This is a genomic window from Hymenobacter sp. YIM 151858-1, from assembly GCF_025979705.1.
Taxonomy (GTDB): domain Bacteria; phylum Bacteroidota; class Bacteroidia; order Cytophagales; family Hymenobacteraceae; genus Solirubrum.
Genome location: NZ_CP110136.1, coordinates 2502295 through 2515188, shown reverse-complemented (window position 1 = coordinate 2515188; position 12894 = coordinate 2502295). Strand labels below are relative to the sequence as shown.

Genomic DNA, 12894 nt, shown 5'->3' with positions numbered 1-12894 from the left:
CATCATGTCCCAAAACCCGCAAACCCCCGACCAGGGCGCCGGCCCTTTTACCGAGCGGCGCTACTACATCGATATAGCACATCCCAAACAGCCTGCCGAAGCCCTGATGCACGACATTCAGTGCAACATCGAGCGGTACTCGCCGGGCCTGCTGGCCGAGTTTCATAAGGAGAAAGGCGAAAAGCACGGCCTGCACGTGGGCGACGAGTTCCACATCAAAATCATCGGCCCCTGGAACGGCTCGGTCCGCGTAACGGAAGTAGCCAAGCAGCACTTCGAGTTGCTTACTCTGGAAGGTCACCCCGAAGCCGGGCACATCCGGTTTTCGCTGCGCCAGCTGCCCAACCAGCCCGGTGTGCTGCGCTTCGAGATTCACTCCAAAGCCCGGGCCCGCGACGGGCTGGTGGCCTTTGCCTACGGCACCCTGGGCGTGGGCAAGCAGGTGCAGGAGCAAACCTGGGTTACGTTTTGCCAACGCGTAGCCGAAGAAAGCGGCGGCGAAGCCCTGGGTCCGGTGCAGGTAGATACCACCGAGCACGACGGTGCCGAAAAGCGTAAGGAGCACCATGAGCGCAGCTAACCCCGCCGCGGCACCCGCCTGGCACCAATACCGCAACCAACTGGAGGCCTACGGCAAAGCCAAAGTAAACTACGACCTGGAGCGCGTACACGAGTATACCTCCGAAACCGGCTGGCAGCTCGATGATTACGGCACCGACTTGCCCGCCGAGCCGCCCGGCCCACCCGTAGCCGGCGGCAGCTTTGAGGCGGCCAAGCAAGTGCTGCTGAACTACTCCTTTCCGCCGCCCGATCTGATTACGGGCATCTTCGTGCCGGAGCAGCCGTTGGCCGAGCGCGTAATGCTGCTGCGCGGCCGGTTCCTGGGCTTCACGTTCTGGTTTGGCGTGCGCATCGGCGGCGTAATCGACGAGCAGCGCACCCCCTCGCCCGACGATGGCCCCGAGCAGGTGTGGGGCTACAACTACCGCACCCTCGAGGGCCACTTCGAGAAGGGCGAAATCACCTTTACCGTGCACAAGCAGCTGCGCACCGGCCGCGTGCGGTTTCAGGTGAAAGCCTACTCGCAGCCCGACCGCATTCAGAATTTTTTCTACCGCATCGGCTTCAAGCTGTTCGGGCGCATGCTGCAGCGCAAGTTCGCCCGCGAGTCGATGCGGCGCATGCGCGAACAGGTAGTGGCGCAGTTGCGGCAAGGCGGTGCTGGTCAGTCAGGCTAGTTTTCCTGCAAACCCAATTCAGCGGCCAGATCTTTGTACCACCTACGGTCCCATTGGGTTCCGGCAGCCAACTCTTGTTGCAACCGCGCTTGGGCTTCGGCCAGGTAGCCATTGGCATGAAACACTCTGATGGCCGTTGGGGCATGCACAAGCTGGGGCTGGTCTATTATCAGCTGGAGCATGTCTGACCGGCTTTGGGCTTGGTTTAAAAAGGGTAGGATGTAGCTTACTACATCGTCTTCTACTGCCTTGTGGAGTTCGGCCGTATTGGTAGTCGGAAGTATGTCATACCACAGGTCGTGACGCTCGGGCTTTAAAAAGCCAATACGTTTACGAATAAAGCAATCCGGCTCTGTGAACGTATTTGACGTTCTAAACTCATCTACTTCAGGTAAGTACATGCCGGCGTTCAACGTAAAATGTATGTGCTGTTTGTCGTAGAATCTGCTCTTCTGAAAACTCAGAATCTTGCCCGATTCATCTACATGCAGGCAGCGGAAGTTATTGCCAGCCTTACGATAACTGCGCGCTTTGAAGTGCGGCCAAATCACTTTGGAAACCAGAAAGTCGAATTCGGCTTCAACGGAAGTTTTCGGCACAGTAGCTATGGGTCTAGAATCGAGGTGACGTACCCGAATGCGCAAAAACCAGCCGCTTGCTACGAGCAAGAAAGCGGCTGATTTAGCACTTCAAAGAAGAACTAGAGAAGGCAGAGACACAAACCGACTACTCCCGAAACAGCCGCTTATCTGCCCAAAACGTGCCGAACGGCACCAGCGAGGCCACAAAGCCCAGCGCGGCTTTGCGCACCGACCAGCTGTGCTCGATGGTGGCCATAATCAGCAGCAGCACATACAGCACGAATAGCACGCCGTGCGCCATGCCTACGTGCCGCACTGCTTCGGGCTGACCCATGATGTACTTCAGCGGCATGGCAATGCCCAACAGTACCAAAAACGACAAACCCTCCAGGAAGCCCACCACGCGCAGGCGACCTAGGGTAGAAGAAAACAAACCGGAGTTCTGCATATCAAGGCCAACAATAACCCAAGCCGCGAAGTTACCGTCTTCAGTTTCCTTTGTGGCTGACTTTTGGCAGACCCCGATCAACTTCTTATTCCAAGCAATGCAACCAACGAAAGCCTACGCAGCGCCGGCGGCCAACATTCCGCTCGCACCGTTTGATTTTGAGCGCCGCGAAGTGGGCCCCCACGACGTGCAGATCGAAATTCTGTACTGCGGTGTGTGCCACTCCGATTTGCACCAAGTCCGCGACGAGTGGGGCGGCTCCATCTTCCCGATGGTGCCCGGCCACGAAATTGTGGGCCGCGTAACCAAAGTAGGGGAGCACGTGCGCCAGTTTAAGCCCGGCGACCTAGCCGGCGTGGGCTGCATGGTCGATTCGTGCCGCACCTGCCCCAGCTGCAAAGAGGGCCTCGAGCAGTACTGCGAAGTGGGCTTTGTGGGCACCTACAACGGCCGCGAGCTAAGCAACGGCGCGCCCACCTACGGTGGCTACTCCAAGCTGATTGTGGTGGATGAGGCCTTCACTCTGCGCGTGCCCGACTCGCTGCCGCTCGAAGGCGTAGCGCCGCTGCTGTGCGCCGGCATCACCACCTACTCGCCGCTGCGCCAGTGGAAAGTGGGCCAAGGCCACCGCGTGGCCGTAATGGGCCTAGGCGGCCTGGGCCACATGGCCGTGAAGCTGGCAGTTGCCATGGGGGCCGAGGTAACGGTGCTCAGCACCTCGCCGGGCAAGCAAGCCGATGCCGAAGCCCTAGGTGCCCACAAGTTTGTGGTGACCAAGGACCAAGCCGCGCTCAAGAGCGTGTCGAACTACTTCGACTTCATCATCAATACCGTATCGGCACCGCTCGATATGGGCATGTACGTGAACCTGCTCCGCCGCGACGGCACCATGATTTTGCTGGGCGTACCGCCCGAAGCGCCGCAGCTGCATGCTTTCAACCTGATTGCCAAGCGCCGCCGCATTGCCGGCTCGCTAATCGGCGGCATCGAGGAAACGCAGGAAATGCTCGACTTCTGCGCCCGTCACAACATCACGTCCGATGTGGAGGTCATCCCGATCGACTACATCAACGAAGCCTACGAACGCATGTTGAAAGGCGACGTGAAGTACCGCTTCGTAATCGATTTGGCTACGCTGTAGCCCCTGATTAGTTAAAGCAAAACGAGCGGCTCCCTAGGTAGGAGGCCGCTCGTTTTGCTTTTGGCAGGTCCAGAACACACCTAACGCACTTCGTACGGAAAATGGAAGCTGCCTTCCAGCGTCAGGCGCTTGGCATTGGCCCGGCTGGCGTTGGTTTGGCACAGCACGGCGCGGTAGGTGCCGGTAAGGGTGTGCGCCTTGGTGTCCACGGCCGTAATGCGCACTTCGCCGTCGTTTACGCCGCAGGCTTTCGATTCGGCGGTTACGTCGTTGGCGCGGTAATAGGCTTCGCGTACGTGTCCGCTCAGTATTTCCTTGAACCGGTACACGCCCGGCTGCGGCTTAAACTCATCTACGAGAATGGAGAGGCCCACGTCATCCGGAAAATCGGCCCGCACGATGGAAAGCGTGAGTACCTTACCCGCCCCGGTAGAGGCCGTGAAGCGCGAACCGATAGAATCGGTGACGATGACCCCGCCATTGAGGCGCATGGTTAGCTGGTAACGCGAAGAAGAAGCGGGCGGGGTGGCGCTGCTGAGCAACAGGCCCATGCCCAACGGCAATAGGAAAGCGTAAGAAGCCGGACGCATGAGAAAGCGGTAAGTAGGGTAGTAGCCGAAGTTACAACGTATGGATGGGCTTTGGGCGCATAAGCCCGCCATACTTTGCGGCCCTAGGTTGGTATTTACAGCTGCCGGCCGGGGTACACCTGCAGCGCGTGGGCGAGGCAATCCATGGCGGCATCAATGGCTTCTAAGTTCAGCACGTAGGCCAAGCGCACCTCTTGCCGGCCGGCGCCCGGTGTGGCGTAGAAGCCTGTAGCGGGCGAAATCATGACGGTTTGGCCCTCGTACTCGAATTCCTCGAGCAGCCACTTGGCAAAGCGCTCCGCATCGTCGACGGGTAGGCTGGGCATTACATAGAACGCGCCGCCCGGCACGGGGCACTGCACGCCGGGAATGGCTTGCAGGCGCTGCACCATCCGGTCGCGGCGGGTTTGATACTCGGCTTTGGTGTGGTCGAAGTAGGTATCGGGCAGTTCGGCGGCGGCTTCGCCCAACAGTTGTGCTAGGCCGGGCGGGCTCACGCGCATCTGCGCAAACTTGAAAGCTGCATCGTACACCGCCTTGTTTTTGGTTACCAACGCACCAATGCGCGCACCGCAGGCGCTGTAGCGCTTCGAAATGGTATCGAGCAGCACCACGTGCTCGTCGGCAGGTGGCCCTAGGTGCAGGGCGCTTACGTAGGGGGCATCGTAGCAAAACTCGCGGTACGCCTCGTCGGAAAGCAAAAACAGGTGGTGCCGTTCGCACAGCGCCAGCAGTTGCTCTAGCTCGCGGCGCGTGTACACGTAGCCTGTAGGGTTGTTGGGGTTGCAGAGCAGCACCGCTTTGGTGCGCTCGGTAATGCGGGCCTCCAGCTCGGCAATTGGCGGCAGGGCAAAGCCCGTTTCGATGTGCGCCGTAACGGGCACAATGTGCACGCCGGCCGCAATAGCAAACGCGGTGTAAGCGCCGTAATAGGGCTCCGGTACAATCAGCTCGTCGCCGGGGTTCAGGCAGCTCAGAAAGGCAAATAGAATAGCCTCCGAGCCGCCCGCCGTTACGATGATTTCTGCGGCCGACACCTCAATACCTACCCGCTGGTAGTACTGCGCCAGCTTTTGGCGGTAGCTCAGGTTGCCCGCGCCGTGGCTGTACTCCAGCACCCGAATGTTGGCCTGCTGCACCGCGGCCATTACCGCCGGGGGTGTTTCGATATCGGGTTGGCCGATGTTGAGGTGGTACACCCGGGTGCCGCGGGCTTTGGCGGCATCGGCGTAGGGCGTGAGCTTGCGGTAAGGCGACATGGGCATGGCCACGCCACGCGAAGAGACTTGGGGCATAACCACAAAAATACAGCGCCGGCCCCCGTACCCGAAAGCCCAACGGGGCGGGCATCTTCATGTTTGCTTCAGAATGCCTGCCCGAGTTTTGCGCCACATAACCTGGTTTGGTTAGACACGGAAAGGGGCACTCAGTTTGGGTGCTTTTTTTTGCGCGGCACCCAGGGCAACTTTAGCGCCGGCAGGGCGGTAACAACCGCGGTACTTACCGGTTACGCCCCCATGAACAACCCCGCTGCCACCCAGCCCGAAGTATGGCTGCGCGGCCCCCTGCCCGATATGCCGGCCTTACTGCAGCCCGTGGCGCATGCTCTGCTGCAAGCCCGCGAAGAGCTCGAAGCCGAGCTGCACCGCTTCCCCGATGCGCTGCTGTGGCAGCGGCCCGCTGGCGTGGCTTCCGTAGGCTTTCATTTGCAGCACCTCGCGGGCGTGCTCGACCGCCTGCTGACTTACGCCCGCGCCGAGCAGCTTAGCCCCGCCCAGCTTGCTTACCTGGGTGCCGAAGGCAAACCCGGCCAAACCACCGCCAGCACTGCCGAGCTATTGCAAGCTTTCAGCCAACAAGTAGAGCGCGCTTTGGCACAGCTGCGGGCCACCAACCCCGCCACCCTCGCCGAGGCGCGCGGGGTGGGGCGGGCGCAGCTGCCCTCCACGGTGCTGGGCCTGCTGGTGCACGCGGCCGAGCATACCATGCGGCACCTAGGGCAATTGCTGGTTACGGCGCGCGTGCTGCAAGCCGGTGCCGGGCAGTAGGCATTTCCTGAAAAACGCAAAACCGCAACCGCCGAGGCGCTTCGCTGGGAAGCCGCCTGGCGGTTGCGGTTTTGTGCTTGCTTGATGCAGATAGCCGCAGGCTTACTGAGCAGTGGTAGCCGCGCCGCTACCGGCCGTAGTGGTGCCCGCGGTAGTGCCGCTGCCCGTGCCGGTTGCGCTGCCGGCGGCGGTGCTGCCCGAGGTAGCCGAGCCGCTGGTGGTAGTGGCCGTACGGCCCGTGGTTGAGGTAGCGCCGCCCGGCGTAGATGCCCGCGACGTAGGCCCGCCGTAAATAGAGGAGCCGTTGTTGGTAGTGGTTTGGTCGGTGCCCTCGATGCTGGCCGGGCCGTCGCCCGATTGGTCGGCGGTGGTGCCGGGGGCGGGCTGGGCGCCCTCGGCCGTGCCGTCGGTGTTGTCTTGCACGGTGCGCTGCTCAGCCGAGTTTTCGTTGTGCGTGCACGAGGCAAAGCTGAACGCAGCGGCGGCCAGCGCAAGGAGAAGTGTCTTCTTCATGGGTGTAGGTGAAAGGTTGTGGTGATAAGGTCTGGTGCGGGTATACGCCGCTGCCGGGCGCCGCGACGCCATGCGGTAGTTCTACGGCAGAATACGGTAGGGCGGTCGGGATAACTGTGCTGGCTGCCGCCCGTCGCAGGTGCTTCGGTACCTGCGCCACCTGCCACGCGCCAGGCAGCCTAGGTGCCGATGTGCGGCAGGCCCTCAAGAGCTGCTCTTAGGCGTGCTTCGACTGTTTATTATATATAGCCGATAAATTATTATTGGCTCTAAGTCAGGTGCTTTGGGCTGAGAATGGGTTGCTAAGTGGTGGGCAGCGGTGGCTCTGGCCCGGTGCTTGCCTTGCCTGCCAACAAGCCAAAAGCCCTGCTTCATCCTATCCCTTTACTCGTTATGAACACACGTTTACTTTATCTAGCTGCTCTCAGCGCCGCTGCCCTGTTGGGCCAAGCCTGCTCCGCCGATAAATCGGAGGCTCCTGCGCCTAAACCCGCGCCCCAAGGTCAGGTGCGCATCGTCAACAACCTCACCGCCAGCCAGCCGATTACGGGCGAAATTCAGCTGTACGTGGGCGGCAAAGCCGTGGGGCCCGGCGCGGCCACCGGCAAAGCCACTCCCTACCAACCGGTAGCGGCCGGCGAGCATTTCGTGCAGATTATGCTGCCCACGGCATCGGGTAGCGGCACGCAGTGGGTGCAGTTCAGCGCTTTGCCCATTGCCGAGAGCAAGCGCTACTCGTTGTTTACGCGCAGCACCGGCAGCTTGCACCACACCGCGCTGGTGGTGGAGGAAGCTGCCTTGCCCGCGCCCGTGGCCGGCAAAGCGCACATCCGGGTTGTCAACACGGCTTCGCAGGCCACGCCCGTGCGCATCGAGGATCAGCAAAGCAACACCGCGCTTTACTCCGAAGTAGGCTGGGGAGCCGTAACTGCCTACCAGGCCGTTGATGCACGCACGTACCGCCTGAACGTGATGCGCGCAACCAGCCCCCAAACGCCCTTGTTCGTGCAAGGCGCTGCGCTGGAGCCAGGCAAAGCGTATAGCCTTGTGCTGCGCGGTTCCACGGAAGCCAGCGCCGTTCCCACCGAGCAGTTGGCCTTCGATGTGATTGAAGATCAGTAAGCAACGCGGCAGGAGCGCACCAAGCCAGAACCCCAGCCTTAAAACGCGCAGTTGCTCGCCTATCAAAAGCATCCCTAGGTGGGCACGGCCCGGGGCCGCCCCGGGGGCACCGGCCACCGGCCTGACCGGAACCCTGTTCTGCGGGGCTGAGGTTGTGCCGAAACAAAACGCAAAAACCCGCGCCAGCTGCTGCCGACGCGGGTTTTTGCGTTTCTGACCTAGGGCCAGCAGGATTACATGTTCTTCACAATCTCCTCGCCGAACTCCGAGCACTTCAGCAGGGTAGCACCCTCCATCAGGCGTTCGAAGTCGTAGGTTACGCGCTTGGCGGCGATGGAAGCTTCCAGGCCCTTGTAGATCAGGTCGGCGGCTTCCTGCCAGCCCATGTGCTCCAGCATCAGCGCACCCGACAGGATTACCGAGCCGGGGTTCACCTTGTCGAGGCCGGCGTACTTGGGCGCGGTGCCGTGGGTAGCTTCGAAAATGGCGTGGCCGGTTACGTAGTTGATGTTGGCGCCCGGCGCAATGCCGATGCCGCCTACGATAGCCGCCAGGGCGTCGGAAATGTAGTCGCCGTTCAGGTTCAGGGTAGCTACTACCGAGTACTCCGAGGGGCGGAGCAGGATTTGCTGCAGGAAGGCGTCGGCGATGCTGTCTTTGATGATAATCTTGCCGGCAGCCTCCTCGTTTTTCATGTGGGTGTTGGCCGCTTCGGTGCCGTGCTTGGCAGCCAGCTTGTCGTATTGCGCCCAGGTAAACACCTTGTCGCCGAACTCGCGCTCGGCCAGCTCGTAGCCCCACGTCTTGAAGGCACCCTCGGTGAACTTCATGATGTTGCCCTTGTGCACCAGTGTTACCGAGGGCTTGTTGTGGCTGATGGCGTACTCGATGGCGGCGCGCACGAGGCGCTCGGTGCCCTCTTTCGAAACCGGCTTAATGCCGAACGACGACGACTCGGGGAAGCGGATTTTCTTCACGCCCATCTCGTCCTGCAGGAATTCCAGCATTTTCTGGGCCTGCGGCGTGCCGTTCATGTACTCGATGCCGGCGTAGATGTCCTCGGTGTTTTCGCGGAAGATGACCATGTCGGTCAGCTCGGGGTGCTTCACGGGCGAAGGCACACCCTGGAACCAGCGCACCGGGCGCACGCAGGCGTACAGGTCGAGCTCCTGGCGCAGGGCCACGTTCAGCGAGCGAATGCCGCCGCCTACGGGCGTGGTGAGGGGGCCTTTGATGCCCACGAGGTATTCGCGGAAAGCGTCGAGGGTTTCGTTGGGCAGCCAGTTGTTGAGTTGCTTGAACGACTTTTCGCCGGCCAGCACCTCTTTCCACTCGATCTTACGCTGTCCGCCGTAGGCTTTCTCAACGGCGGCGTCGAATACGCGCACCGAGGCAGCCCAGATGTCCGGACCGGTACCGTCGCCTTCGATGAACGGGATGGTGGGGCGGTCAGGAACGTTAAGTTTGCCGTTCTTGATGGTAATCTTCTGGTCTGCCATATGTTACGTGGTCAGTAAATGACGCCGGGGTTAAGGGTGTTTGGTGAAGAATCTAAACGGGCAGAAGAACCGGCTCAGCCAGTGCATTTAGCCCAAAAGCGGATGCAAAGCACCGACATTAATTGGGCCCAAACAAGTGTTTGAAAAAAATGTCGTATATGCGCCTCAACGCCCCTCCTCAGCTGTGGGGCCTCACCCCCCGGCCCCCTCGCCAAAGGGAGAGGGGGAGCCACGGCGGCGCGGATGTCAGCTACGATTGCGGCGGCTGCGGCTCGCGCCTCCGTCGCCCCGGTGCAGCCCGGAAATTAGTTGGCTACGCGCCAACAGCGCGTAGGTGGCTCTACATCATACCTACTCCTTAAGGCGCGGTGCCGGATACGCGCCTTCGGGCGCGCCACAGAACCGCTGGTCGGCAACGAATTTCGCGCTACAGGCCCTAGGTGCCACTGCCGGTAAACAGCAAGCGGGGCCGCCGAACCTAAGTTCGGCGGCCCCGCAATCGTTGAACGGAATCGTTGCTGACGGCTAGGGGATGAGGCTTGCGGTTTAAACAACGTCAGCAACGATTGTCAACCACCCCAGCGTCAGCTAAAGCTGCCGCGTCCCCTCCTCATCTGAGGAGGGGAGTTGGGTTGTTCAACGGCTTAATAGCCGAAGATTTCCTTCAGCGTGAGCTGCTTCACCTCACCGTATTTGGCCAGCTCCTTGAAGTTCAGGCGGTCTTTCGAGCCGATAACCAGGATGGTTTGCGGCTGGTCTTTCACCTTGGCTTCCTGAAATTTCTTCAGATCGGCGAGGCTCATGTTTTGGGTCTGCTCGTAGATGTCGCGGCGCAGGTCGTAGTCGAGGCCCAGGCGGCGGGCCCGCTCGTAGCTGAACAGGATATCCGACTTGGTGATGCGCTCCGTAGCAATGCTGTTGCGGATGCTCTGGCGGGCCACGCTGAGGTTGGCCTCGGCCATGGGCATGTCGTTCAGCAGGGTTTGCATGCCGGCCATGGCCTCGGGCAGCTTATCGGCCTGGGTGCCGATGTAGCTGAGCTGGTAGTTGGAGCGGCCCACTTTGTCGGCGTTGGCGTAGCGCGAAGTGGCCGAGTAGGCCAGGGCCTTCGACTCGCGCAGCTCCTGAAACACAATGCTACCCATGTTGCCGCCGAAGTACTCGTTGTAGAGGCTCACGGTGGGCACCAGCTTGGGGTCGTAGGCGTCGCGCTTGCTCAGGAACAGGATTTCGGCCTGCACCATGTTGTAGTCGGTCCAGTACACGCAGCGGTCCTTCAGCGGCTGCTCGGCAAACTCCTTGACCGGCGGGGTAGGGGTGAGCTTGGCGGGCGTCTTGTGCTGGGCTACCAACGTGCTTTGCAACTCCCGAGCGCCGCGCGGGCCATAGTACAGCACGCGGTGCTGATACGTAGGCAGCTGCTTGATGCGGCCGATCAAATCCTGCGGCTTCAGGGCCTTCAGCTCCTTTTCGCTCACGATGTTCGTGAAGGGGTTGTTGGGGCCGTACTTGGCGTAGTTCACCATGGCCTGCTGCAGAATCACGCCTTTGTTCAGCTTGGCATCCTGGCGGTTTTTCAGCACGCCGGCCACCATGTTTTTCAGGGCTTCGGCGTCGGGCGTGGGGTTGCTCAGCAGCTGCTCGAACAGCTGCAGCGCCGGCTCCAGGTTTTTGTCGAGGCCCGAAAGGCTGACGAACACGCGGTCGGCGCCGCTTTGCACGCCAAACGAGCAGCCGAGCTTATAAAACTCCTGCTGCAGCTGCGCAGCCGAGTACTTGCCCGTGCCCAGGTACTGCAGGTAGTCGGCTGCTAGGCCCAGCTTAGGGTCGTTGTTGGTGCCTAGGTCGAGCACGTAGTACAGCGAGAACAGGCCGTTCTCCTTGTTCTGGGTGTAGTACAGGGGAAGGCCGGGCTTCAGCTCCGTTTGCTGAATGTCCTTTTTAAAGTCGACGAACACCGGCTGCAGCTCGGGCGAAGGCATGCCCACCACCTGCTTGTAGTAGTCAGAGGCCGCGTCGCGGTTTACGGGTACCGGCGTAATGGCCGGCTTAATCACCTTAGGCGTGCTGGTGTCTTTGCCGGTGCGCTTGTAAATGAGGGCGTAACCGGGGCCGTAGTACTGGTTGGCCACGCGCATCACGTCCTGCTTCGTGATTTTGCCGAAATCCTCGAACTGCTGCAGGTAGTCCTTCCAGTCTTCGCGCGCCACAAAGGCGGCTACAAAGGCGCCCGCGCGGGCTTCGTTGCTCTCGTAGCTTTTGGTGCGCTGCAGCTGCTCGTTGTTGATGATGGCCGGAATCAGCCACTCCGGAAAGTCGCCCTTCTTCACCTTATCCAACTGCGCCAGCAGCAGGTCGCGCACCTGGTCGAGGGTTTGGCCCTGGCGCGGCGTGCCGTACAGCACGTGGGTGCTGTAGTCGTTGTTGAGGTCGGTAAACGAGGCGGCTTCCAGCACGGCCTGTTTCTGGTTCAGGTTCAGGTCGATGAGGCCGGCCTGGCCGTTGGTCAGGATCTTGTCGATCATGCGCAGCGCCAGCGCATCCTTGGTAGCCGTGCCCGGGAAGCGGAAGCCCAGCATCACGTTTTCGGCGTTGGGGCCTTTTATTTCCTTAACGATGGGCGCCGCAATGGGCTCCTCCTGGGCCGCTACAAAATCGGGCAGGGGCTTGCGCTGCAGCTTGCCAAAGTACTGGTCCACAATGCGGATGGTCTGGTCGAAATCCAGGTCGCCGCTCATGGCCACGGCCATGTTGTTCGGCACGTAGTACTTCTCGAAATACCGCTTAATCTCCGTGATGGACGGGTTCTGCAGGTGCTCAATCGTACCAATGGTGGTTTGGGTGCCGTACTGGTGTTTCCGGAACAGCGAGGCGTTCAGGGCCTCGAACTCCTTGTTGAAGTCGTTGTCGAGGCCGCGGTTTTTCTCCTCGTACACGGCCTCCAGCTCGGTGTGGAACAGGCGCGGCACCAGCTCGCCAAACCGCTCGGCCTGCACCGAGGCCCACTTCTCCACCTGGTTCGACGGAATATCCTCCTGGTACACCGTCTGCTCCACCGAGGTATAGGCGTTCGAGCCCTTCGCCCCGATGGCGCCCATCAGCTTATCGTACTCGTTGGCCACGGCGTACTTGGCCGCCACGCCCGAGATGGAGTCGATCTGGTGGTACAGCTGCTTGCGCTGGGCGGCATCGCGGGTGGCGCGGTACTTCTCGTACAGGCCCTCAATTTTCTGCAGCTCCTGCCGTTCGGCTTCCACGTTCTGCGCACCTAGGCGCGAGGTGCCCTTAAACACCATGTGCTCGAGGTAGTGCGCCAGGCCGGTAGCGTCGGCGGGGTCGTTTTTGGAGCCGGCCCGCACGGCCACGTACGTTTGGATGCGCGGGGCGTCGTCGTAGTCGGAGAGGTACACCGTCAGGCCGTTGTCGAGGGTGTAGATGCGCGTTTTCAGCGGGTCGCCCTCCACGGTGGTGTACTTGTATTCTTTGGCCCTAGGTGCCTCGGCGGCCTGCGGCGGCTGGGAGGCGGTAGTGGCGGTTTTGCTGGGCTGGCACTGCATCAGGCCCAGCGCCATTGCCGCCGGCAACAGGAGCAGGATTGGTTTTTTCACGGAGCAGATGGGTGAAAAACAAGAAATTGGTAGCGGCCAAAGGTAACAACGCCGCCAGAACAACCGGCTTCCCCGCTTCAGAAAGCAAGGAAGCCGGCGCATTTAA

Annotated in this window: 12 protein-coding genes; 5 read left to right on the top strand and 7 right to left on the bottom strand. The window is 61.0% G+C overall.

The window, feature by feature from the left end; translation table 11 throughout:
* Nucleotides 1-4: 4 nt before the first annotated feature.
* Both OIS50_RS11200 and OIS50_RS11195 read left to right on the top strand, forming a co-directional pair.
* Nucleotides 5-580, top strand: a complete 576-nt coding sequence (locus OIS50_RS11200; RefSeq protein ID WP_264690730.1) for a DUF1990 family protein — start codon at nucleotides 5-7, stop codon at nucleotides 578-580.
* Nucleotides 567-1238, top strand: coding sequence for a DUF1990 domain-containing protein (locus tag OIS50_RS11195; RefSeq protein ID WP_264690729.1), 672 nt, complete (start codon nucleotides 567-569; stop codon nucleotides 1236-1238). Before OIS50_RS11200 ends, OIS50_RS11195 begins: the two co-directional genes overlap by 14 nt.
* Here OIS50_RS11195 and OIS50_RS11190 read toward each other — a convergent pair.
* Nucleotides 1235-1837 (bottom strand): DUF4304 domain-containing protein, encoded by a 603-nt coding sequence (locus OIS50_RS11190; protein ID WP_264690728.1) that lies wholly within the window; start codon nucleotides 1835-1837, stop codon nucleotides 1235-1237. The genes OIS50_RS11195 and OIS50_RS11190 overlap by 4 nt on opposite strands.
* A gap of 127 nt (nucleotides 1838-1964) precedes the next feature.
* A complete protein-coding gene (locus OIS50_RS11185; protein ID WP_264690727.1) occupies nucleotides 1965-2267 on the bottom strand; it encodes a DUF3817 domain-containing protein in 303 nt (100 codons plus the stop codon).
* A gap of 97 nt (nucleotides 2268-2364) precedes the next feature.
* Here OIS50_RS11185 and OIS50_RS11180 point away from each other — a divergent pair, with 97 nt between their 5' ends.
* Nucleotides 2365-3408 carry an NAD(P)-dependent alcohol dehydrogenase gene (locus tag OIS50_RS11180; protein ID WP_264690726.1) on the top strand — a complete coding sequence of 348 codons (1044 nt, stop codon included), beginning with the start codon at nucleotides 2365-2367 and terminating at the stop codon, nucleotides 3406-3408.
* 80 nt (nucleotides 3409-3488) lie between these two features.
* On the opposite strand, the gene OIS50_RS11175 is transcribed toward OIS50_RS11180, so the two are convergent.
* Nucleotides 3489-3998, bottom strand: a complete 510-nt coding sequence (locus tag OIS50_RS11175; protein WP_264690725.1) for a hypothetical protein — start codon at nucleotides 3996-3998, stop codon at nucleotides 3489-3491.
* Between the two features lie 95 nt (nucleotides 3999-4093).
* Nucleotides 4094-5293 (bottom strand): pyridoxal phosphate-dependent aminotransferase, encoded by a 1200-nt coding sequence (locus OIS50_RS11170; RefSeq protein ID WP_264690724.1) that lies wholly within the window; start codon nucleotides 5291-5293, stop codon nucleotides 4094-4096.
* Between the two features lie 222 nt (nucleotides 5294-5515).
* On the opposite strand from OIS50_RS11170, the gene OIS50_RS11165 reads away from it, so the two are divergent.
* Complete coding sequence (locus OIS50_RS11165) at nucleotides 5516-6046, top strand: DinB family protein (protein WP_264690723.1); 531 nt, start codon at nucleotides 5516-5518, stop codon at nucleotides 6044-6046.
* A 102-nt stretch (nucleotides 6047-6148) separates the two neighbouring features.
* Here the strand turns inward: OIS50_RS11165 and OIS50_RS11160 are convergent, their stop codons facing one another.
* Entirely contained in the window at nucleotides 6149-6559 is a 411-nt protein-coding gene (locus OIS50_RS11160; protein WP_264690722.1) for a hypothetical protein, read from the bottom strand.
* A 393-nt stretch (nucleotides 6560-6952) separates the two neighbouring features.
* On the opposite strand from OIS50_RS11160, the gene OIS50_RS11155 reads away from it, so the two are divergent.
* The gene (locus OIS50_RS11155; protein ID WP_264690721.1) at nucleotides 6953-7681 is read left to right on the top strand and encodes a DUF4397 domain-containing protein; all 729 of its coding nucleotides are present in this window, start codon (nucleotides 6953-6955) and stop codon (nucleotides 7679-7681) included.
* A 233-nt stretch (nucleotides 7682-7914) separates the two neighbouring features.
* On the opposite strand, the gene icd is transcribed toward OIS50_RS11155, so the two are convergent.
* Together icd and OIS50_RS11145 are read right to left on the bottom strand one after the other, a co-directional pair.
* Complete coding sequence (gene icd / locus OIS50_RS11150) at nucleotides 7915-9180, bottom strand: NADP-dependent isocitrate dehydrogenase (protein ID WP_264690720.1); 1266 nt, start codon at nucleotides 9178-9180, stop codon at nucleotides 7915-7917.
* A 644-nt stretch (nucleotides 9181-9824) separates the two neighbouring features.
* Nucleotides 9825-12788, bottom strand: coding sequence for a M16 family metallopeptidase (locus OIS50_RS11145; protein ID WP_264690719.1), 2964 nt, complete (start codon nucleotides 12786-12788; stop codon nucleotides 9825-9827).
* Between the last annotated feature and the right edge of the window lie 106 nt (nucleotides 12789-12894).